The 20,953-nt window shown below is 52.8% G+C and carries 24 protein-coding genes; 12 read left to right on the forward strand and 12 right to left on the reverse strand.

Annotated features, from left to right (window positions below; genetic code table 11):
• Positions 1-6: 6 nt before the first annotated feature.
• From ACW9E7_RS10485 to pspA, 10 genes are all read right to left on the reverse strand, one after another.
• Entirely contained in the window at positions 7-795 is a 789-nt protein-coding gene (locus ACW9E7_RS10485; RefSeq protein ID WP_458727748.1) for a sugar phosphate isomerase/epimerase family protein, read from the reverse strand.
• 17 nt (positions 796-812) lie between these two features.
• Positions 813-1,865, reverse strand: coding sequence for a zinc-dependent alcohol dehydrogenase (locus ACW9E7_RS10490; RefSeq protein WP_458727749.1), 1,053 nt, complete (start codon positions 1,863-1,865; stop codon positions 813-815).
• Between the two features lie 28 nt (positions 1,866-1,893).
• Positions 1,894-2,736, reverse strand: a complete 843-nt coding sequence (locus tag ACW9E7_RS10495) for a carbohydrate ABC transporter permease (RefSeq protein ID WP_133294558.1) — start codon at positions 2,734-2,736, stop codon at positions 1,894-1,896.
• Positions 2,723-3,604 (reverse strand): carbohydrate ABC transporter permease, encoded by an 882-nt coding sequence (locus ACW9E7_RS10500; protein ID WP_114977065.1) that lies wholly within the window; start codon positions 3,602-3,604, stop codon positions 2,723-2,725. Before ACW9E7_RS10500 ends, ACW9E7_RS10495 begins: the two co-directional genes overlap by 14 nt.
• Before the next feature lie 22 nt (positions 3,605-3,626).
• Positions 3,627-4,919, reverse strand: a complete 1,293-nt coding sequence (locus tag ACW9E7_RS10505; protein WP_458727750.1) for an ABC transporter substrate-binding protein — start codon at positions 4,917-4,919, stop codon at positions 3,627-3,629.
• A gap of 14 nt (positions 4,920-4,933) precedes the next feature.
• Positions 4,934-6,631, reverse strand: coding sequence for a sugar phosphorylase (locus tag ACW9E7_RS10510; protein ID WP_458727751.1), 1,698 nt, complete (start codon positions 6,629-6,631; stop codon positions 4,934-4,936).
• Between the two features lie 196 nt (positions 6,632-6,827).
• Complete coding sequence (gene pspD, locus ACW9E7_RS10515; protein ID WP_111965095.1) at positions 6,828-7,052, reverse strand: phage shock protein PspD; 225 nt, start codon at positions 7,050-7,052, stop codon at positions 6,828-6,830.
• Between the two features lie 12 nt (positions 7,053-7,064).
• Positions 7,065-7,424: an envelope stress response membrane protein PspC gene (gene pspC, locus ACW9E7_RS10520; RefSeq protein ID WP_008501237.1), complete on the reverse strand. Its 360-nt coding sequence runs from the start codon at positions 7,422-7,424 to the stop codon at positions 7,065-7,067.
• Positions 7,424-7,648: an envelope stress response membrane protein PspB gene (pspB, locus tag ACW9E7_RS10525; RefSeq protein WP_023312045.1), complete on the reverse strand. Its 225-nt coding sequence runs from the start codon at positions 7,646-7,648 to the stop codon at positions 7,424-7,426. Before pspB ends, pspC begins: the two co-directional genes overlap by 1 nt.
• A gap of 49 nt (positions 7,649-7,697) precedes the next feature.
• Positions 7,698-8,366: a phage shock protein PspA gene (pspA, locus tag ACW9E7_RS10530; RefSeq protein WP_136194969.1), complete on the reverse strand. Its 669-nt coding sequence runs from the start codon at positions 8,364-8,366 to the stop codon at positions 7,698-7,700.
• 166 nt (positions 8,367-8,532) lie between these two features.
• On the opposite strand from pspA, the gene pspF reads away from it, so the two are divergent.
• The 10 genes from pspF (at position 8,533) to ACW9E7_RS10580 (ending at position 17,510) form a co-directional block, all read left to right on the forward strand.
• Positions 8,533-9,510 (forward strand): phage shock protein operon transcriptional activator, encoded by a 978-nt coding sequence (gene pspF / locus ACW9E7_RS10535; protein WP_136194970.1) that lies wholly within the window; start codon positions 8,533-8,535, stop codon positions 9,508-9,510.
• A gap of 205 nt (positions 9,511-9,715) precedes the next feature.
• Entirely contained in the window at positions 9,716-10,255 is a 540-nt protein-coding gene (locus ACW9E7_RS10540) for a DUF2778 domain-containing protein (RefSeq protein ID WP_370883573.1), read from the forward strand.
• Entirely contained in the window at positions 10,252-10,467 is a 216-nt protein-coding gene (locus ACW9E7_RS10545; RefSeq protein ID WP_371898316.1) for a hypothetical protein, read from the forward strand. The genes ACW9E7_RS10540 and ACW9E7_RS10545 overlap by 4 nt, the downstream gene beginning before the upstream one ends.
• A gap of 14 nt (positions 10,468-10,481) precedes the next feature.
• A complete protein-coding gene (locus ACW9E7_RS10550; protein WP_458727752.1) occupies positions 10,482-10,760 on the forward strand; it encodes a hypothetical protein in 279 nt (92 codons plus the stop codon).
• Positions 10,761-11,128: 368 nt separating this feature from the next.
• Positions 11,129-12,769, forward strand: coding sequence for an ABC transporter substrate-binding protein SapA (gene sapA, locus ACW9E7_RS10555; RefSeq protein WP_115875366.1), 1,641 nt, complete (start codon positions 11,129-11,131; stop codon positions 12,767-12,769).
• Positions 12,766-13,731 carry a putrescine export ABC transporter permease SapB gene (gene sapB, locus ACW9E7_RS10560; protein WP_069719064.1) on the forward strand — a complete coding sequence of 322 codons (966 nt, stop codon included), beginning with the start codon at positions 12,766-12,768 and terminating at the stop codon, positions 13,729-13,731. The genes sapA and sapB overlap by 4 nt, the downstream gene beginning before the upstream one ends.
• Positions 13,718-14,608, forward strand: a complete 891-nt coding sequence (gene sapC / locus ACW9E7_RS10565) for a putrescine export ABC transporter permease SapC (protein WP_458727753.1) — start codon at positions 13,718-13,720, stop codon at positions 14,606-14,608. The genes sapB and sapC overlap by 14 nt, the downstream gene beginning before the upstream one ends.
• Positions 14,608-15,600 (forward strand): putrescine export ABC transporter ATP-binding protein SapD, encoded by a 993-nt coding sequence (gene sapD, locus ACW9E7_RS10570; RefSeq protein ID WP_008501228.1) that lies wholly within the window; start codon positions 14,608-14,610, stop codon positions 15,598-15,600. Before sapC ends, sapD begins: the two co-directional genes overlap by 1 nt.
• 1 nt (position 15,601) lies before the next feature.
• Positions 15,602-16,408, forward strand: coding sequence for a putrescine export ABC transporter ATP-binding protein SapF (gene sapF / locus ACW9E7_RS10575; RefSeq protein ID WP_023312051.1), 807 nt, complete (start codon positions 15,602-15,604; stop codon positions 16,406-16,408).
• 160 nt (positions 16,409-16,568) lie between these two features.
• The gene (locus ACW9E7_RS10580) at positions 16,569-17,510 is read left to right on the forward strand and encodes an ATP-grasp fold amidoligase family protein (protein ID WP_458727754.1); all 942 of its coding nucleotides are present in this window, start codon (positions 16,569-16,571) and stop codon (positions 17,508-17,510) included.
• Here ACW9E7_RS10580 and ACW9E7_RS10585 read toward each other — a convergent pair.
• Both ACW9E7_RS10585 and ACW9E7_RS10590 read right to left on the reverse strand, forming a co-directional pair.
• On the reverse strand, positions 17,491-18,555 hold the full coding sequence (locus ACW9E7_RS10585) for an ATP-binding protein (protein WP_458727755.1): 1,065 nt from the start codon (positions 18,553-18,555) through the stop codon (positions 17,491-17,493). The genes ACW9E7_RS10580 and ACW9E7_RS10585 overlap by 20 nt on opposite strands.
• Complete coding sequence (locus tag ACW9E7_RS10590) at positions 18,552-19,256, reverse strand: response regulator (protein ID WP_252093076.1); 705 nt, start codon at positions 19,254-19,256, stop codon at positions 18,552-18,554. Before ACW9E7_RS10590 ends, ACW9E7_RS10585 begins: the two co-directional genes overlap by 4 nt.
• 271 nt (positions 19,257-19,527) lie before the next feature.
• Here ACW9E7_RS10590 and crrC point away from each other — a divergent pair, with 271 nt between their 5' ends.
• Together crrC and ACW9E7_RS10600 are read left to right on the forward strand one after the other, a co-directional pair.
• On the forward strand, positions 19,528-19,914 hold the full coding sequence (gene crrC / locus ACW9E7_RS10595) for a colistin resistant protein CrrC (protein ID WP_032668468.1): 387 nt from the start codon (positions 19,528-19,530) through the stop codon (positions 19,912-19,914).
• A gap of 123 nt (positions 19,915-20,037) precedes the next feature.
• A complete protein-coding gene (locus ACW9E7_RS10600; protein ID WP_239632638.1) occupies positions 20,038-20,949 on the forward strand; it encodes an ABC transporter six-transmembrane domain-containing protein in 912 nt (303 codons plus the stop codon).
• The last annotated feature ends 4 nt before the right edge of the window (positions 20,950-20,953 follow it).

Genomic DNA, 20,953 nt, shown 5'->3' on the forward strand with positions numbered 1-20,953 from the left:
TCATCCTTAGCATTTACGCAGATAAGTGAGCGAATCCCGGTATGCCTGAGCCGGATCATCGGCGCGAACACGGCACTCATATACCACGTAACCCTGATAGTTATCCGCACGCAGCTGATCGAACAGGCTGGCAAAATCGAGGCTGCCGCTGCCCGGCTGGTAGCGGTGATTATCGGCGATGTGCACATGGCCAAGCAGATCGCGGTTCCGATGCAGCGCATCCGTCAGCGAGTCTTCTTCGATGTTCATATGATAGAAATCGCCGATGATCTGCACGTGCTTCAGGCCGTTATCTTCGATGTATCGACGCGCGTCTGCCAGGGTATTAATCATATGATCCTGATAGCGGTTCAGCGGCTCCAGATAGACGGTGGTTCCGGTGCGCGCTGCCACCTCATCCAGCCAGCGCAGCGAAGCACTCACCGCTTTGCGGTCGCCTTCAAGGCTGCGTGGAGAGGTCATTGGCGGCAGTCGAAAGGTAAACATCCCCCACGCGGCAGGGACGATAATGCCCTTACCGCCCACTTCAGCCAGCGCTTCCAGAATGCGTTCAATCTGCTGTAATCCGTTCAGACGGCGCTCTTCGATGAAGTCTCCGATCCAGCCATCGTATCCACCGCAGGCCGTCGTCACTGGCAGACCAGTGGCTTTGATGGCCGCTTTCACCTCGGCGAGGTTTTCCACCAGCAGCTTGCCGTCAATTTCGTAGCCATCAAAACCCATCGCTTTGATGTACTCGAATTTCTCCATGATATTGACCGGGAAAAAGGCCTGGTTCTGTGTTGCGATTTTCATGATTTGCTCTCCTTAGCTTAAAAAGTGACGCCCATTTTGATGCTCAGTTCCGGATGCTGGTCCACATATTTCATGTAGCTTTCAGCGCTGGTGGTGAAGGTTACGACCGGGTCGATCAGATCTTCACAATTGAGATAACCGTTCATCAGCAGTTCCCAGCAGGTCTCTTCGATACGCTTGCGGCTCCAGCGCGGATAGTCCGGGTTGGGTTCGCTGCAGGCGCGGGAGAAGACAATCTTCGCGTTATTGAAATGCGCCTCGCGGCCGAGGTTAAAGCCTTCAGCGAACGGTTTCGCGAAGGCTACGTAGGAGATGGTACCGCCGTAGGCGAGCCCGCGCAGCGCGGACTGCAGCGCATCGGCAAAACCACTGGTTTCGATGATCGCGTCCGCGCCCTGCTTGCCGGTCAGATTTTTGATTTCCAGGCCGACATCGGTGCCGATTGGGTTCAGGCAGTGGTCCGCACCGTGACGACGGGCGATCTCGCAGCGGTGTTCGATTGGATCAACGCCGATAACCACTGACGCACCGGCTTTTTTAGCCAGCTGAATCGCAATCTGCCCGATTGCTCCCAGACCGACCACGACGACAAAGTCGCCCACGCGGACGTTGGCATCACGCACGCCGCTCATGGCGAACTGCGCCGGATCGTAGCAGACGGCGTTCTTCCAGGACGCGCCCTGCGGCATTTTACGCAGCTTATAGTTGTTCACCGCGTTGACGATGACCGTTTCCTGCAACGGGCCGTAGCAGCAGACAAGATCGCCGATCTGGTAATCCGTCACGTCCGCACCGCATTCAATAATGTCGCCAACAACCATGTTACCCAGCTGAAACTTACCGAACTCAATACCGCGCGCTGCGCCCTCTTTACGCGGCGTGAACATCTGCCACTCCGCGTTGAACTCTTCATCAATAAACGGGCTGGCGGCGCGGAAATCCACCACTTCTGTACCGTGTTTCGGCGCGCCAAAACGGGCACGAATTTTTACTTCATGGACTGCAACCGGACGATCTTCATATTCAACCAGCGCCGCCACGCGTGGCGCTGTCGCAACTAATTTTTTCATGACTGACTCCTTGTTAATATTGGCCGCCTCAGCCCTTCACGCCACCGGCGGTCAAACCACTTTTAATAAAACGTTCAGACAGGGCGTACATGATGACCACCGGAAGCGCCGTCACCAGCGATGCCGCCATCATGCGGCCCCAGATATAATCTGGCGTGCTAAAGAGCGTGTTCAGCCCGACCGGCAAGGTGAAATTGCTGGCGCTGGACAGGAAAATGGACGCAAACAGGTAGTCGTTCCACGCCACCATGAAGCAGTAGACAAACACCGATACGAGTCCGGAAATCGCCAAAGGCACGGTGATGCGAAAGATGATTTGCAGGCGGTTGAGGCCGTCCATCATCGCGGCTTCTTCGATTTCGTCCGGGATGGTGTCGAAATAGCTGCGCAGCATGAACACCGCTGTCGGCAATGTCTGGGTCACCATGGTGACGATCAGCGCCAGCTCGGTGTCGTAGATCCCGAGGGCGGTGATGATTTTGAACAGCGGTACCACCAGCAAGATCCCGGAGAACATATAGACGGTGTAAAAGCTTGCATTGATCGTCGTGCGTCCTTTAAAACGCAGTTTGGACAAGGCATAAGCACCCAGCGTGCCGAGAAATACGGCAATCACCGAGGAGGTCAGCGATACCACCATGCTGTTTTTGAAGTAATCCACAAACGGGAAGATCAGTGGGTTAAAGATGTCGATGTAATGCTGCAGCGTCCACTCCTGGGGCAGAATGGTCGGATGGAGCGAGATCGCCTCTTTCGCACTCTTAAACGACGTCATTAGCATCACGAAGAACGGGAACAGCGTGATAACCAGAAACACCGCCAGCCCCAGATAAAAACCAATACGGCTCAGTACGCGTTTATTTGTTGCCATTGAGGTTTACCCTTTTTCTGGTCAGCAGAATCACCGCGAAGATGATCACGAACAGCACGACGGAGATCGCCGCAGCTTTACCCAGGTCATTGAAAGCGAATGCCGTTTTGTAGAGGTAGACGCCCAAAATATCGACCTTGGTAGTCAACAGGTAGACATCCGCAAACATGTAGAACATCCAGATAGTGCGGAGCGTCACCACCGTTGCCAGCACCGGCATAATCGCGGGCAGCGTAACGATTCGAAAACGCTGCCAGGCATTCGCGCCATCCATTTCCGCCGCTTCATACAGGGATTTATCAATGGTCTGTAAAATCGCCAGGAATGAGATAAACGCGTACGGGAAGTAACGCCAGATGGCGAACAGCACCACCAGTACAAAGCTGCTGCCAGGATTGTCGAACCACAGGGGCGCCTGGTCATACAGATGCAGCAGGTCAACGCCCAGATAGTTCACGATGCCGTAGCCGTTGTTGAACATGTATTTCCATGCAAACACCAGCGAAATGGACGGGGTGACGTAGGATAAAATCACCAGTGAACGTGCTGTTTTCCGCAGACGAAACTCCCGGTTAAAGAAGATGGCGACGGCAAGCCCCAGCCCGGTACTGCCGAGCACGACCAGCGCGGTGTACCAGAACGTCATCCACAGCGAGTGCCAGAAGGCGGCATCGCTGAGGATGCGAATATAGTTATCCAGCCCGACAAACACAGCGCTAATGCGCGGGTTAAGCGGCAGTCGTAAAAAACTGATTTCAATATTGGAAATCATTGGCCAGGCCACCAGGCCCCCCAGTAAAATCAGGCTGGGGGCCAACAGCAGCATGGCGAAAGGCATATCTGAACGACCAGAAAACAACGTCTTCATAATTTCCTTCCGCAGAGCGCCCCTATCGTTGTGAAATAAGATCAGTCAGTCGCTTCTGGCTGCTGCTTAACGTTGTATTAATGTCCTTATGCCCCACCGTGACGTTATGCACCATGGAACTGATAATGCCGGAGCCCGTTACATCGCCCATGCGGGTGAAGTTTTTATCCCCAACCGCGCCAAACACCTGCACGTTCGGGAACTGCGCAATCAGTTCATAAGGCAGTTGCCCAAACGCTTTAATCACGTCGTTGTTTTTCCAGGTATCGGTGCCCACCACTAGCTTGTTTACCGGCAGTGCCGCGCCCGGCGACATCATGACCCAGTCCGTCGCGTTTTGAGCCTGTTCCATCCAGGTCACAAACTTCTCGGCCGCTGCGGTCTCCTCTTCAGTTTGTCCGGTGGTGATCGTCAGGGAGGTGATCATGCCGTACACCGCAGATGACTTTTCAGTCGGGACAACGAAGCCCAGGTTAGAGGGGTTTCCGTCCTTGTAGACGGCAGGCAGGATGTAGGTGGAGTAAACCGCCATCGGCGCAGAACCGTTCATGAAGGCGTCTTTGATCTCCATGACATCGTTTGAACCCGGCATGGTGGTCGCGGCCAGCGCTTTATAAAACGCCAGCGCTTTTGCCATTTCCGGGGTATCGATATCGACGTTCCCTTTGGCATCAAATACGTTCGCGTCGCCGGAAAGCGCAAACTGAGAGAACGACTGCTCGGTCATCACGCTTTCCGCCGTCGGCAGCGCGATGCCGTAATGCTTTTTAGCCGGGTCGTTAAGGCGCTGGCTGGCTTGAAGTAGCTGTTCCCAGTTATGTGGCTCCTGAATGCCCGCCGCGGCCAGCACATCTTTGTGATACCAGACGCCGGAAAGCCAGGCGCTGACCGGCACGCCCGTCCAGGCTGAACCGTCTTCCGTACGAACAACACGCAAGATGCCGTCATAGAAAGTGTTTTCGCCTACCGCGTTAATGGCTTCGCCGATAGCTTTGCGATCCAGCAGCTGTTCCTTGTCCATTACTTTTGCGTAGTCATGGCTGACCTCAATCACTTCAGGCAGCGCGCCGGTTCTCGCCAGCGTAATCACCTTAGTGTTGTAGGCATCCTCTTCCACCGGTACCTGTTTTACCGTGATGCCAGGGTTCTCTTTCTCGAACTTTTCGATCAGCTTCGTGATAACCGCCTGACGCTCCTGCTCGACTGATGAGTGCATAAACTCAATGGTGACAGCGGACTTTTTGTCATCCTTACAGCCTGATAACAAAGCGCACGAAACCAGTGCTGAAATCAGCACAATTCTGGGCATTTTCATTTTTAAGGTCCTTTTTAGTTTTCTTTAATCCACAACACCTGCCATGGATGTAGGGTCAGCGTTTTATCTGTAATAACTTCTCCTGAAATCAAATCCGTTCCGGATTGAATATCGGACTCTACCGTTTGAATGCCATCACTGAAATTAAACAGCGCCGTTATTTTCTCGCCACAATCCGCCACGCGAACGATTTTTAAAACATGTTCACCTGACGCACTAAAATAAGCCTGGCTGTCAGGGTGGAATGCTTTTTCCGCACGTCGCAGCGCGATTAACTGGCTTAACGCACAATAGACCTGATAACGCAGACTGCTTTTATCTTCAAGCGCACTATCAATTTGTCCTGCGGTATATTTCTCGCGATTTATCGCACGGTTATATCCCAGACGCTTAACACCTGCATAGTCATTACGGGAGCCGAGAATACTCTGGATATAAACAGCAGGCACGCCGGGGAAGCTTAAGAGGACGGCATGCGCCAGAATAAACCGGGCAATGCGTTCGCTATCATGACTTTCTCGCGTACTCAAAGCATCCAGATAGGTCACATTAATTTCATACGGGCTTCGTGTGCCATCCGGGTTATTTTTCCAGTTAACCAACGCACCTTCAGCCTGAAGTTTTTCCACAAGCGAGAGGATTTCCGACTCGGGTAAAATTCCGCGTAACGGATTCAGACCAATCCCGTCATGCGAGGCCAGGAAGTTAAACCAGGTGGTTTTCGTGGAAGGCAAGGTCAGCGACGCCGCCCACTGGCTCAGCGTACGGACGTCCTGAGAATGCACCGCGTGCAGCACAAGCGGCGGCAAAGAGAATTGATAAACCATCTGCGCTTCATTTTCACCGTCACCGAAGTAAGCAACGTTATCTTTATGCGGAACATTCGTCTCGGTGATAATCACCGTGCCCGGGGCGACAGCCTCGGTAATGGCGCGGAAAAGCTGGATGAGCTGATGGGTTTGCTTAAGATGAATGCAGGTTGTTCCGGGTATTTTCCACATGAAGCCCACAGCATCCAGACGAATGTATCGCGCCCCTTCAATCAGGTAATGCAGCAGCACGTCGACCATCGCAATCAGTACCTGCGGGGAGGCGAAGTTGAGATCAACCTGGTCCTCGCTGAAGGTAGTCCACAGGTATCGCACGCTGCCATCATGCAGTGTGAAAGGCGTAAGAAGCGGTAAGGCACGCGGACGCGTCACCGCGGATAAATCTGTATCAGGATCGACAGAAATAAAGAAATCGTCATACCCTGGCGTTTGCCTCAGGTAATTAGCGAACCATTTGCTTTTGGCTGACATATGGTTGCAGACGAAATCAAACATTAAACTGGCTGACTGTTTTAATTCGGCAACGTCTCGCCATGTTCCGGTTTCAGGCGCAACTTCATGATAATCAATAACAGAAAACCCATCGTCAGAAGACCACGGATAAAAAGGCAAGAGATGGACATGAGAAAAAGAATGCGAAAGCCATTTGTTATAAAAACGTGTAAAAACCGGTAGCGCCTTCTCCCCTTTCGCTGAAAACTGGTCGGCATAGGTTATCAGAACGACATCTTTTTCATCCCAGCCCATTTTACGTTTTTCTGTAATAACAGAGGCGGCCTTTCCGATATTTTCCAGCAGCACATTTAAATGGGCTTCAGAAAACGTTTCCCCGTAAACAAGATTAATGAGTTCTTTAATTTTTGGATTCATTTCATTTTCCATGGTAGCGGTCCCACGAAGTGGCAATCTACTCCCATGAAAAATATCTGTCAACGGACCGGGGAGGTGAAAAAGGTGATTGCAAAGCAGCTCAGCACAATATTGTGAGCTGCCGCAAAGAAAGAACGGGTAAAGAGGAAATGCGGTGAGCTATCGCCAGTCCCTCGCCCGTCAGGGAAAGGACTAGCGCCAGCGGGAATTATTGGGATAAGTAGCGGCGAGAAAGCCGTTTTGCCACCTTTTGCAACAGCGGTTCGAGCGCCACGGCCAGCACCATTCTGATCGGCTTGCGGGCAACGGATTTGATCGCCCAGCCCGCCACGCCTGCCGGGCCGAACCGTAACGCGGTCAGCAGGACCAGTTTACCTGCGATTTTCAGGCCGGGTTTTACCTTCTGACCGGCCTGTTGCCAGTGTTGTTTCATCTCATCTCTCTCTTAAAGCTGACGAAAACGACTTCTCAGCGTAAAGGTATCCGACGTGACATAGCGTTCCATTTCCCGTAACCGCTTCTCACCGGCGGCGAGTTGCGCATCAACCGCATTGAGAAGATCGCTGCTGGTTGGGGCACCCTCCGCAGCCAGCTCTCCTTCCGGCATCGGGTCAAGAACAAACGACAGCACGATATAAGCTACCAGGGTGATAAATGCCAGACCAAAGAAGATCGACAGCACCGTCACCACGCGTACCAGCTTAACCGGGACGTCAAGATAATGAGCCAGCCCGGCACAGACGCCGCGCACCATGCCCTGCTGAGGAATTCGCCACAGCTTTTTGTTCAGATTCAGTCCAGACATTAACGGTCCCTCCAGTTTGGATGTTCAGCATCCAGGATGGCTTCCAGCGCCTGAATGCGTTCGCGCATTTTGTTCGCCTCATCGGAGAGCTGTACCAGACGCTGTTGTTCACTCTGGGAAAGTTCGCCCCGTGAAGAACGGTTGCTATAGTGCAGCCACAGCCAAATCGGCAAAACGAACAGCACGAAAATTGTCAGGGGAATGGCCAGAAAAAGCGCGCTCATGTGTACTCCTTGTCTTACGATGCGGCACGTTCAGGTGCCGCAGGAATTATTATTGGTTGTCTTGCTTCATTTTGGCTTTCAGTGCCGCCAGCTGCTCGCTGATTTCATCATCAGCCTTCAGGTCGGCGAACTGTTGATCCAGCGACTTCTGCTTACCGATGCCGTGGCTTTCGGCTTCAGCTTCCATCTGATCGATACGACGTTCAAACGATTCAAAACGGGCCATCGCTTCATCCAGCTTACCGCTGTCCAGCTGACGACGCACGTCGCGGGAGGAGCTCGCAGCCTGGTGACGCAGGGTCAGCGCCTGCTGACGCGCGCGGGTTTCGCTCAGTTTGTTTTCAAGCTCGCCAATCTCTTTCTTCATACGGGTGAGCGTGTCGTCCACCAGCGTCACTTCATGCTCAAGCGTCGCGACCATATCAGCCAGCTTCTGTTTTTCGATCAGCGCCGCACGGGCCAGCTCTTCTTTGTCTTTGCGCAGCGCCAGTTCCGCTTTTTCCTGCCATTCGTTCAGCTGAGCGGTAGCCTGTTCAATGCGACGCGTAAGCTGTTTTTTCTCCGCCAGCGCGCGGGCGGAGGTTGAACGCACTTCAACCAGCGTGTCTTCCATCTCCTGAATCATCAGACGCACCAGCTTCTGCGGATCTTCCGCTTTCTCAAGCAGTGAGTTGATGTTGGCGTTCACGATGTCGGCAAAACGAGAAAAAATACCCATAATCAAATCCTCATAGTTCTGTTATCGGGCTATGCCCTGCTGTACTGATAATACAAACATCATGCCAACTTTTTATCTTATTGATTTCACTGAGTCTGATTGATTTTCATGCAATGAAGGTTTACTCTTTCCTGGTGAATATCGCTAAGGAGTGGTTAATTTCATCATGCCTGGATACAAAGACAATTTACTCGGCGAAGCAAATAGCTTTCTCGAAGTGCTGGAACAGGTCTCTCGCCTGGCGCCGCTTAACAAACCGGTGCTAATCATCGGCGAGCGCGGTACGGGTAAGGAACTCATCGCCAACCGTCTGCACTATTTATCCGGGCGCTGGGACGGCCCCTTCATTTCCCTGAACTGCGCGGCGCTGAATGAAAACCTGCTCGACACCGAGCTCTTCGGCCATGAAGCGGGCGCGTTTACCGGTGCCCAGAAACGCCATCCAGGACGCTTTGAGCGCGCCGACGGCGGTACGCTGTTTCTGGATGAACTGGCAACCGCGCCCATGCTGGTGCAGGAAAAACTGCTGCGCGTGATTGAGTACGGCGAGCTGGAGCGCGTCGGCGGTAGCCAGCCGCTGCAGGTGAACGTGCGCCTGGTGTGCGCCACTAACGCCAACCTGCCGGAGATGGTGGCGGAGGAGAAATTCCGCGCCGACCTGCTCGACCGCCTGGCCTTTGACGTCGTTCAGCTTCCTCCGCTGCGCGAGCGCAAAAGCGACATCATGCTGCTGGCAGACCAGTTTGCGATTCAGATGTGCCGCGAGCTCGGACTGCCGCTCTTCCCCGGCTTCAGCGATTATGCTCGGGAGACGCTGCTGGCTTACCACTGGCCGGGAAATATCCGCGAGCTAAAAAACGTCGTGGAGCGTTCCGTCTATCGCCACGGCAGCAGCGAGACCGAGCTGGACAACATCATTATCGATCCTTTTCAGCGCAGCGCGACTCCGCTGCCGGCACCAGCGTCTTCAGGCGATCTCCCCTCTCTGCCTCTCGATTTACGCCAGTTCCAGCACGAACAGGAGAAACAGCTGCTGGAGCACAGCCTTAAGACGGCGAAATATAACCAGAAACGGGCGGCTGAACTGCTGGGTCTGACCTACCATCAGTTAAGGGCATTGCTCAAAAAGCATCAAATGCGCTGACAATATCAGCACTTACCTGCAGACATTTTTACGGAGCATGGTCTGATTGATATTCTTCATAAGGTTTACAGCACTCTGCTGACATCCCACCCCGTTACTACCAAACATGCTTAATCACTAACCTGCCTGTAATGAAAATTTAGTAGGTTAACCAGCCATTTATTATCAATTATCATTTCTGCAAAATGACAATCGAAACGGGAGTATGAGCTTGCAGATTTGCATGATGGATTATGGTCGGCTGTCGCCAGATGGGAAAACGCTCAAGCTGGATTGTTATGGTATTGGATCGTTTGACGTACTGTCAGGAATTGAACGGTATATAAACAATCCAAACTGTTCAGATATCGAAAAAGCCGCTATACCGCCGGGTACTTACTGGATTGTTGACCGCCCCGCTGGCAGTTTTGTTAACCAGGTCAGAGCAGAATTTATCGATATGGTGCACCTGTACAAAAACCATCACTCTGAATGGTTCGGTTTGTATAGCGCACAAACCATGAGCGATTACGTCTATGTTAATGGAGCGAGACGCGGAAGTTTCAGACTTCATCCTCTCAACACCGATGGTTCTGGTGTATCGTGGGGCTGTATCACCCTTTACAGAGCGGCCGACTTCCAGATTTTACGGAATGCGTTACTCAACCGGAAAAAAGTGATTGTACCCGGCGGTAAAGGATTGATGGCTTACGGACGTATTGATGTTCGTGGTGTACCTGACTTCAGTAAATGTGGTGTGAGATGAAAATCATAATATTCGTTGTTTTACTTATTGCCTGTTTTATCCTCTTACCGGACAGCTGGATTAATGATGTTTTCATGCAACATATTCAGATTTCAGGCGATGGTGAAGAAGCCATGAATAACTATGATTTCACAGCAATTCTGATTAAGTTTGGCCTGTCTGCAACGATAGCGTTTGTACTGATAATGCTAATGAAAGCGCTGAAAAAGTGAACCAGGGGGCATGTATGCACGTGAACAATAAAGTAAGGATTTTTACTTTATGCTACTTAGTCTGTGCGTATGCCATTGCGTTACCAGTGCTTGCTCTGTTCTCAGATCTGGTAATACACGGCGGCGTTATTGATATATGGAAGGGAGTATACTCTTTCGCAGACCTTCTCAGTTTTCGCAAAGTTCTTTTCCTGAAGTTTGCCGGGTTAGGTGCTGTGCTTGGCTTTTTTTACTGGCTTTTTTTCTTCAGAAAGTACAGGTATCACGATCCACTGGACAAATACTTTAAGTAGTCTTTGAGCCTATGTGGTGTTCGGATGCCTTCCTGCAGCGACCTCAATCATGTCTGTCCGCAGATGATCCCAGACCTTATAGTGAGAACGTTTATTCCTGTATTTCGCGGTATATTTGCGCTTGCCTGATGCTATCGGCCGGAGCAAATCCTTCGTTTATAGCGAGTCAGATGCGCCACGAAAATGCTAAGATAGTCCATGAGGTATATTCAAAGTGGATTGCAGGTATGAACGTGCATCGGGTTGTGACGCTGAGTGACCGACTGCAAACGTTACTGCCCCCATTATGCCCTCAGGCTTAAACGATACTGGATAATGTCGTTTAAAATTAGTAGGATAGCCACTTCATATTTAATACCTTAAAAATTATGCGTCTGGTTTTATCGTCCTTTTTTGCACTTGGTCTGTTTAGCAGCCTGGCCTTTGCCGCGCCCGGGCAAACGCCACAGCCTGACATTCGTGACAGCGGCTTCGTCTATTGCGTAAGCGGACAGGTGGACACCTTCAACCCGCAAAAAGCGGGCAGCGGCCTGATCGTGGATACCCTTGCCGCGCAGCTTTACGATCGTCTGCTTGACGTCGACCCGTACACCTACCGTCTGGTGCCCGAGCTTGCGGAAAGCTGGGAAGTGCTGGATAACGGGGCAACCTACCGTTTTCACCTGCGCGATGATGTCGCGTTCCAGCGTACGCCGTGGTTTACCCCCTCGCGCAAGCTGAACGCGGATGACGTGGTCTTTACCTTCCAGCGTATCTTCAACCGTAATCACCCGTGGCATAACGTTAACGGCAGCAACTTCCCCTATTTCGACAGCCTGCAGTTTGCCGACACCGTGAAAAGCGTGCGTAAGCTGGACAACCGCACGGTTGAATTCACGCTGACGCGCCCGGATGCCTCCTTCCTCTGGCATCTGGCAACCCACTATGCGTCGGTTATGTCCGCCGAATACGCGGCTCAGCTGACGAAAAAAGATCGTCAGGAACTGCTCGATCGTCAGCCGGTCGGCACCGGTCCTTTCCAGCTGGCCGAATACCGCGCCGGGCAATATATACGTCTGCAGCGCCATGAACACTTCTGGCGCGGTACGCCGCTAATGCCGCAGGTGGTGGTCGATTTGGGTTCTGGCGGGACGGGGCGTCTGTCGAAACTGCTCACCGGGGAATGCGACGTGCTCGCCTGGCCCGCGGCAAGCCAGCTGACGATTTTACGCGACGATCCGCGTCTGCGCCTGACGTTACGTCCCGGCATGAATATCGCGTATCTGGCCTTTAACACGGATAAGCCGCCGTTGAATAACCCTGCCGTTCGACACGCTCTGGCGCTGGCGATTAACAACCAGCGCCTGATGCAGTCGATCTACTACGGCACGGCGGAAACCGCCGCCTCAATATTACCGCGCGCCTCGTGGGCCTACGACGGTGAGGCTAAAATTACGGAATACAATCCGGCAAAAGCGCGTGAACAGCTGAAAGCGCTGGGGGCGGAAAACCTGACGCTGCAGCTTTGGGTGCCAACCAGTTCCCAGGCGTGGAACCCGAGCCCGCTCAAGACCGCCGAACTGCTGCAGGCGGATATGGCCCAGGTGGGCGTCAAAGTGATCATCGTACCGGTTGAGGGCCGTTTCCAGGAGGCGCGCCTGATGGACATGAATCATGATTTAACCCTGACCGGCTGGGCTACCGACAGTAACGACCCGGACAGCTTCTTCCGGCCGCTGCTGAGCTGTGCGGCGATAAACTCGCAGACCAACTACGCCCACTGGTGTAACCGGGAGTTTGACGCCGTGCTGCAAAAAGCGCTGTCTTCCCAACAGCTGGCCTCGCGCATCGACGCCTATGATGAAGCGCAGAAGATCCTGGCCCAGGAGCTGCCGGTGCTGCCGCTGGCCTCTTCCCTGCGTCTTCAGGCCTATCGTTATGATATTAAGGGCCTGGTGCTGAGCCCGTTCGGCAACGCCTCGTTCGCCGGCGTATCGCGTGAAAAAGACCAAGAGGTGAAAAAACCATGATTATTTTTACCTTGCGTCGTCTCCTTTTGCTGCTGGTGACGCTCTTTTTCCTGAACTTTGTCGGCTTCAGCCTGAGCTATTTCACGCCCCACGCCCCGCTCCAGGGGTCGTCTCTGTGGGATGCCTGGCTGTTCTGGTTTAACGGGCTGCTGCACTGGGATTTCGGCGTATCCAGCATTAACGGGCAGCTTATTTCCGATCAGTTGAAAGAGGTTTTCCCGGCCACGATGGAACTGTGCATTCTGGCCTTCGGTTTTGCCCTGATGGTCGGGATCCCAGTGGGCATGCTGGCCGGGATTTATCGCAACAAATGGCAGGATAAGTTTATCAGCGCCCTCGCCCTGCTCGGCTTCTCCATCCCGGTCTTTTGGCTGGCGCTGCTGCTGACGCTTTTCTTCTCGCTGACGATGGGCTGGCTTCCGGTTTCTGGCCGTTTTGATCTGCTCTATACGGTTAAAACGGTGACGGGATTTGCCATCATTGACGCGTGGCTGTCCGATTCCGTGTGGCGCCACGAGATGATCGTCAGCGCCCTGCGCCATATGGTATTGCCGGTGCTTACGCTGGCGGTTGCGCCAACAACCGAAGTGATCCGCCTGATGCGCCTGAGCACCATCGAGGTGTTTGACCAGAACTATGTCAAAGCCGCCGCCACGCGCGGACTGTCGCGCCTGACCATCCTGCGCCGCAACGTCCTGCACAACGCGCTGCCGCCGGTTATTCCGCGCCTGGGATTACAGTTTTCCACCATGCTGACGCTGGCCATGATCACCGAGATGGTCTTTAGCTGGCCAGGCCTGGGGCGATGGCTGATTAACGCCATTCGCCAGCAGGATTATGCCGCTATTTCTGCGGGTGTGATGGTGATTGGTTCGCTGGTCATTATTGTTAACGTGTTGTCCGATATTCTGGGTGCCATGGCTAACCCATTGAAGCATAAGGAATGGTATGCCTTACGATAACGTATACAGTGAAAAGCGCACGCCCGGCGTGCTGCGTACCGTGTGGCGTAAATTCTATGGTGACACCACGGCAATGATCGGCCTTTATGGCTGTGCAGGCCTGGTGTTGCTGTGCGTCTTTGGCTCGTGGTTTGCGCCGTATGGCATTGACCAGCAGTTCCTCGGCTATCAGCTGCTGCCGCCGTCCTGGTCGCGCTACGGCGAAGTATCTTTCTTCCTGGGAACGGACGATCTCGGACGTGACGTGTTGAGCCGCCTGCTGAGCGGTGCGGCCCCGACGGTGGGCGGCGCGTTTGTGGTGACGCTCGCGGCAACGATCTGCGGGCTGGCGCTCGGTATTTTTGCGGGATCCACCCATGGCCTGCGTTCGGCGGTGCTTAACCACATTCTGGATACCCTGCTGTCGATTCCGTCCCTGCTGCTGGCGATCATCGTTGTTGCCTTTGCCGGTCCGCACCTGTCGCACGCCATGTTCGCCGTCTGGCTGGCTATCCTGCCCCGCATCGTGCGCTCGGTTTACAGCATGGTGCATGATGAACTCGAAAAAGAGTACGTCGTTGCCGCGCGTCTGGACGGCGCGACGACCTTCAACATTCTGTGGTTTGCCGTACTGCCCAACATCGCCGCCGGGCTGGTCACAGAGATCACCCGCGCCCTGTCGATGGCGATCCTGGACATCGCGGCGCTCGGCTTCCTCGATCTCGGTGCACAGCTGCCGTCGCCCGAATGGGGTGCGATGCTCGGCGACGCGCTGGAGTTAATCTACGTGGCACCGTGGACGGTCATGCTGCCGGGTGCGGCCATTATGGTGAGCGTGCTGCTTATCAACCTGCTGGGCGACGGTATTCGCCGTGCAATTAACGCGGGGGTGCAATAATGCCGCTTCTTGATATTCGCAACCTCACCATCGAATTCAAAACCGGTGAAGGCTGGGTTAAAGCCGTCGATCGCATCAGTATCACCCTCGCGGAGGGTGAAATTCGCGGGCTGGTGGGGGAATCCGGCTCGGGAAAAAGCCTGATTGCCAAAGCTATATGCGGCGTGGCGAAAGACAACTGGCGCGTGACGGCAGACCGTATGCGTTTTGACGATATCGATCTGCTGCGCCTCTCCCCCCGCGAGCGGCGTAAGCTGGTCGGGCATAACGTCTCGATGATTTTCCAGGAGCCGCAGTCCTGTCTCGATCCGTCCGAACGCGTGGGTAAACAGCTCATGCAGAATATTCCCGGCTGGACCTATAAAGGCCGCTGGTGGCAACGCGTTGGCTGGCGCAAGCGCCGCGCCATCGAGCTTTTACACCGCGTCGGGATCAAAGATCACAAAGATGCGATGCGCAGCTTCCCTTATGAGCTGACCGACGGCGAATGTCAGAAAGTGATGATTGCTATCGCGCTGGCAAATCAGCCGCGTTTGCTGATTGCGGATGAGCCCACCAACGCGATGGAACCCACCACGCAGGCGCAAATTTTCCGCCTGCTGTCGCGTCTCAACCAGAATAACAACACCACCATTTTGCTGATCAGCCATGACCTGCAAATGCTCAGCAAATGGGCGGATAAAATTGACGTGATGTACTGCGGACAAACGGTCGAAACCGCGCCGAGTGAAGATCTGATCACCGCGCCGCACCACCCGTATACGCAGGCGCTTATCCGCGCCATTCCAGATTTTGGTAGCGCGATGCCGCATAAGAGTCGCCTGAATACCCTGCCGGGGGCGATTCCGCTGCTGGAATCCCTGCCGATAGGCTGTCGTCTGGGGCCGCGGTGCCCCTATGCTCAGCGTAAATGTATCGAGACGCCACGCCTGACCGGGGCCAAAAATCATCTATACGCCTGTCATTTCCCGCTGAACATGGAGAGAGAGTGAAATGGTCGAAACCTTACTGGAAGTCCGCAACCTGAGTAAGACCTTTCGCTACCGCACGGGGCTGTTTCATCGTCAAACTGTCGACGCGGTGAAGCCGCTGAGCTTTACGCTGCGTGAAAAACAGACCCTGGCGATCATCGGCGAGAACGGTTCCGGGAAATCCACCCTGGCGAAAATGCTCGCTGGCATGGTTGAACCGACTGCAGGCGAAGTGCTGATTGACGATCATCCTCTGACGTTCGGCGACTACTCTTTCCGCAGCCAGCGCATCCGCATGATCTTCCAGGATCCGTCTACCTCGCTTAACCCGCGCCAGCGCATTTCTCAGATCCTCGATTTTCCGCTGCGTCTGAACACCGACCTGGAGCCGGAGGCGCGCCGTAAGCGCGTATTTGAAACCCTGCGTATGGTTGGGCTGTTGCCGGATCACGAAAGCTACTACCCGCATATGCTGGCACCAGGCCAGAAACAGCGTCTGGGTCTGGCGCGTGCGTTGATTTTGCGGCCAAAAGTGATCATTGCGGATGAAGCGCTTGCCTCGCTGGATATGTCGATGCGCTCGCAGCTGATTAACCTGATGCTGGAATTGCAGGAAAAACAGGGGATCTCGTATATCTACGTTACCCAGCATCTGGGAATGATGAAGCACATCAGCGATCAGGTGATGGTCATGCACCAGGGTGAAGTGGTTGAGCGCGGCAGCACCGCGGATGTGATGGCCTCCCCGCTTCATGAGCTGACGAAACGACTGATTGCGGGTCACTTTGGTGAAGCATTGACCGCCGATGCATGGAGAAAGGACCGCTAAGCGCGACGGCAAACAAAAATCGTCCCACTAAATTAGGGATTAAATAGACTTCTTCGCTATTTAATCCTTAACTCTTTCGTCTCCATCCCTGCTCCATATTTTATGCAATATCAATCAACAGTTCTTCTCCAGAATACCGGGACATTACGGAGGAGAAGAAATGAACACCACTACCTATGTTCTAAAATATACCGAGTATCTCATCAGAAAATGCCGTTCTTTTTTAATGACGGACCTGCACTTTCATACTATCAGGCTAAAGAAAATATCCGGGCAAAGCCCTGACATTCAATCCCCCACTACGCTGAGTGAAAAAATATGCCATCGTCTGGTCTATGACCATAATAACTTCTACACCATGCTTGCCGATAAACTCGCCGTTCGGGCCTACGTTTCCTCCAGAACAACGCGCGTGAAAACGGTGCCATTAATTGGCGTTTATACCCGGGCGTCGCAGATTGATTTTTCAGTACTCCCTGACAAATTCGTCCTTAAGTGCAATCATGACAGCGGCAGCACAATAATATGTTCAAACAAAGCGCAATTTAACGTCAGGGATGCGTGTAAAAAACTGAGTCTCGCGTTAAAGAAAAATCTCTACTACACCACGCGCGAATGGCAGTACAAAAATATTACGCCCAGTATACTCTGCGAGCCGTTTGTCGATCTCTTCGATGATGCTGACAAAAACACAACGCCGGAAATGCTGAGGATCCATTGCTTTCATGGCGTTGCGCACTATGTTGAAGCGGATTTTACGGATAATAACGGCCAAGGTTTTATCAACGTTTACGACAGGCACTGGAACTTACAACCCTTCCAGATGGAATATCCGAATACTTCAGCAACGCCTGGCGAACCGGTCTTGTTCCGAGAGGCGTTGCTGGCATCCCAGGAGCTGGCGGATGGCATTGACTACTGCCGCGTTGACCTTATGCTAAAAAAAGATGAAATCTATTTCAGTGAAATAACCTTAAGCCCGAGACGCGGTAAACTCTCGATTACCCCGCAGGAATGGGATGCTAAGCTAGGAAAAATATGGCATTTATCGCCGGCAGGCACATTTGACCTGCCGCTCACGCTCACGAGTCGGGCCAGGTGAGCTTAAATATCGAGTGGTTTTGCTTCGATAAGGTATAGGTAACATCGCCACCATGCGCCAGCATGATGGCTTTTACCACCGACAAGCCCAAACCACAGCCTTCCGGGTTCAACTCTCTGGCACCATTATCGCGCTGAAAGGGCTGAAATAAGAAATCATGAAACTCCCCTGGAATACCAGGTCCCCCGTCCTGAATAAGGATATAATTGCCTTTATCAGAAACGCCATTTTTCACGATGAGTGTGCGCGAGGTTGAATAGTGTAAGGCATTATCAAACAAAACGGTCAGACACTGATTGATGCGTAATGGATCGAATACGCATTGCTGATCCCTCAGTTCTGTTTTGATGGTAAATGCCTTACGGTTGAACTCGGGCATGAAGGTATCGAGCGCATTCTGTATTTCCCCTTTAAGATCCGTTCTGGACTGGCATAACGAGTATCCCGCCCCGCCATCCGAACTGACAACCCGGAGATCTTCAATCAGGCGGGTTAACCCTTCCGTCTGTTTGAGAAGGTTACTAAACAGAACCGGGTCCGGGGTAAAAACACCGTCAACCAGCCCCTGAAGCCGTCCACGTAAGATCGTGACCGGGGTTCTCAGCTCGTGCGCAATCGCAGCATTCCAGGATTTCCTCTGTATATCCAGCGTCTGTAATTTTTCCGCCATTTCATTGAAATCCGTCACCAGGTGATTGATCTCACCCAGCCGGGAGCTGGCGCAGAATGCCCGTGCGTCAAGATCGCCCTGTGAAATCTTTTTCAGGCTGGATGCTACCGCGTTTAGCGGGGTGAGTATTCGCGATGAAAGTTTGACCGTGAAAAAGAGTGCGATAATCAGACTGATCGTCGTCGCGGTCCCAATCCACACCCAGTCCCACATCGTCATCTGCTCGTCATCGCCCGCAGCAGGACCGCCCGGGAGGTGATCCAGAATAAAGGAGTAAAAAAACCAGGAGCCCAGTATGGCGATGGCAATTATCGTAAACGTCAGCAACAGCATATAGGTTAAGATCTGACGACTCAGGACAGACTCTTTGTTCATTTCTTTTCCCCAAGCCGGTAACCCAGGCCTCGTATGCTCTCGGGAACGCCATAAAGGCCAGCAAGTTCCAGTTTTTTACGCAACTTGCTCATATGGCTGTCGACCGTTCTGTCGAGTGTATCCCCTTCCGGCAGACACGCGTTGAGTAGCTCTTCGCGTGAGCAGACCTTTCGCGGATATCTCACCAGGTATGTGAGCAATTTAAATTCAGTCGTCGTTAATACCGGGGAGACAACCTCTGCCCCCACGGTGACTTCCACGTAGAAGTCATCCGGGTAGACCGTAATAAATGGCGTTCTGAGCGGCTGGGAACCCGCCTGCTGAAGCGCGGGTTTTGTCCTGCGCAGCACCGCCTCAACCCGGGCGACGACTTCAGAAGGGTTGAAGGGTTTGATCACGTAATCATCCGCGCCCAGCCTCAGCCCCATGAGCTTATCGACATCCTGATCGAGAGCGGAAACCATAATGACGGGGACAGCGCTTTCCTGACGAAGCGTGGTAAGTACGCTCCAGCCGTCACATACGGGCAGGTGAATGTCCAGCAATATGAGATCCGGTTTATGGAGGCGATTGAGCGTTATCGCCTGCTCGCCCTGCCTGGCTCTGAGCGTTTTCATTCCCGAACGCTCTAAGTAGCTCATCAGTATATCGGCGATTTCGTCTTCATCTTCAACAATAAGGATCAGCGTATTTTTGTGCATTTTATCTCCGTGGGTGAAATCCCTTTGAGCACGCTATCAGATATCTTTAGCACAATAAGACACGGCCTCCGCGAAAAAGTGCCGTGGTCACGAAAATTTCCAGGTTGATTTAAATGCCCGGTTATTTCTCCACACAGCCTACACATTCAGTCAATAAAGACTCGACAATGTCCGCGCATAATCGCTATTGAGGCATAGTCCTTTGTGCATTGCGCGTTGCAAATTACCACTGTTTCTTCAAGATTTTATGAAGTTGGCTGAAATAATGAACATGGAACTTTCTAAATATTTCTCTCCTAAAAAACTGGGTATATATTCCCTGTTCCTGCTGCTGTCGTGGGGATTACTTTATACCTGGCTGGTACTGGTGCACAGAATGGATGAAAAAGTCGCCTCGACGCTGCTCTCTTCACCCATTATCTATGGCTGCATCGCATTATCAGTGGTCTCTCTGATGATCCAAAATAAAGCCGGCGCGTTGACTGAGCTACTCGTCGTCGCCTTCTGGCTGATGATGATTTTTGTCTATCTCATTATTACGTTCACCGTACTGTTAAACGCGATGCCCGATATCGAAGATCTGATCTTTTACTACGAGTGTTATTTGATCATTTTTTTTGGCGGAGCACCGCTGTACCTCATTATGAGAATGATTTGAGCCGCTGCTCCACACGTCCTCCATAAACCGCCCATGTCCGCTAAACAGGCGCGCGGTAGAATCTCTACCTCACTCTTTCACACAAAAATAACTCACTGAAAAGTCTGACATGACTTACCCATAATGATGAACCGTAATAATAATTTTCGTTCTTCTGAACCTGCCGGTATGATGCGCTCGCTTAAAAAACTCGCGATACGGCACCGAAAAAAACTGGCTGTCACTTTCTTCCTGGTGGTGGCCGAAAACGTGACGTTTTTACTTTATCCCGTTCTGGCTGGCATCGCGATAAATGCCATCCTCGCCGGTGAAACGCTTAACGCCGCGCTGTATGGCCTGATGGTGCTTTGCATGTGGTTCATCGGTGCGGCCAGACGAAGCGTAGACACGCGCACGTTTGCACGCATTTATGCCGGACTCGCGGTTTCCGTCGTCCTGGCACAGCGCAAATACCAGCTTAACCATTCGGCGATCGCCGCCAGGGTAACGCTCTCGCGCGAATATGTGGATTTCTTTGAAATGCACCTTCCCCTGCTTATTACCTCGCTGAGCTCACTTTTTGGTGCCGCAATCATGTTGTTGTTTATTGAATTTTGGGCCGGCGTCATGTGCTTTGCGATTGTATTTATCCTGCTCGGATTTGTCTCAGAATATGCCCGTAAAAATGAATGGCTGTTCATGCGCCTGAATAATCGGCTGGAAAAAGAAGTGGATTATGTCCATAAGGCGGGCACGGCCACGCTTCACCGACATTACTCCACGCTGGCGCGTTTACGTATCGCATTATCTGACCGCGAGGCGTGGGGCTATTTGTGGGTTGGCGTGCTTGTTGCCGCGCTTTTTACGCTGACCATCGTCTGGATGACGCGCTCAACCGGCATCACCGCCGGACATATTTACTCGGTGATGACCTATATGTGGATGTTCGCAACGAGCCTCGATGACGCGCCGCAGCTTCTTGAGAAATTTTCGCAGCTCAGGGATATCGGCAAGCGCGTATCCACTGATGATGAAATTCACGTAACCGGACGTTAATTTA

Source organism: Enterobacter sp. H2G27 (genome assembly GCF_054403075.1).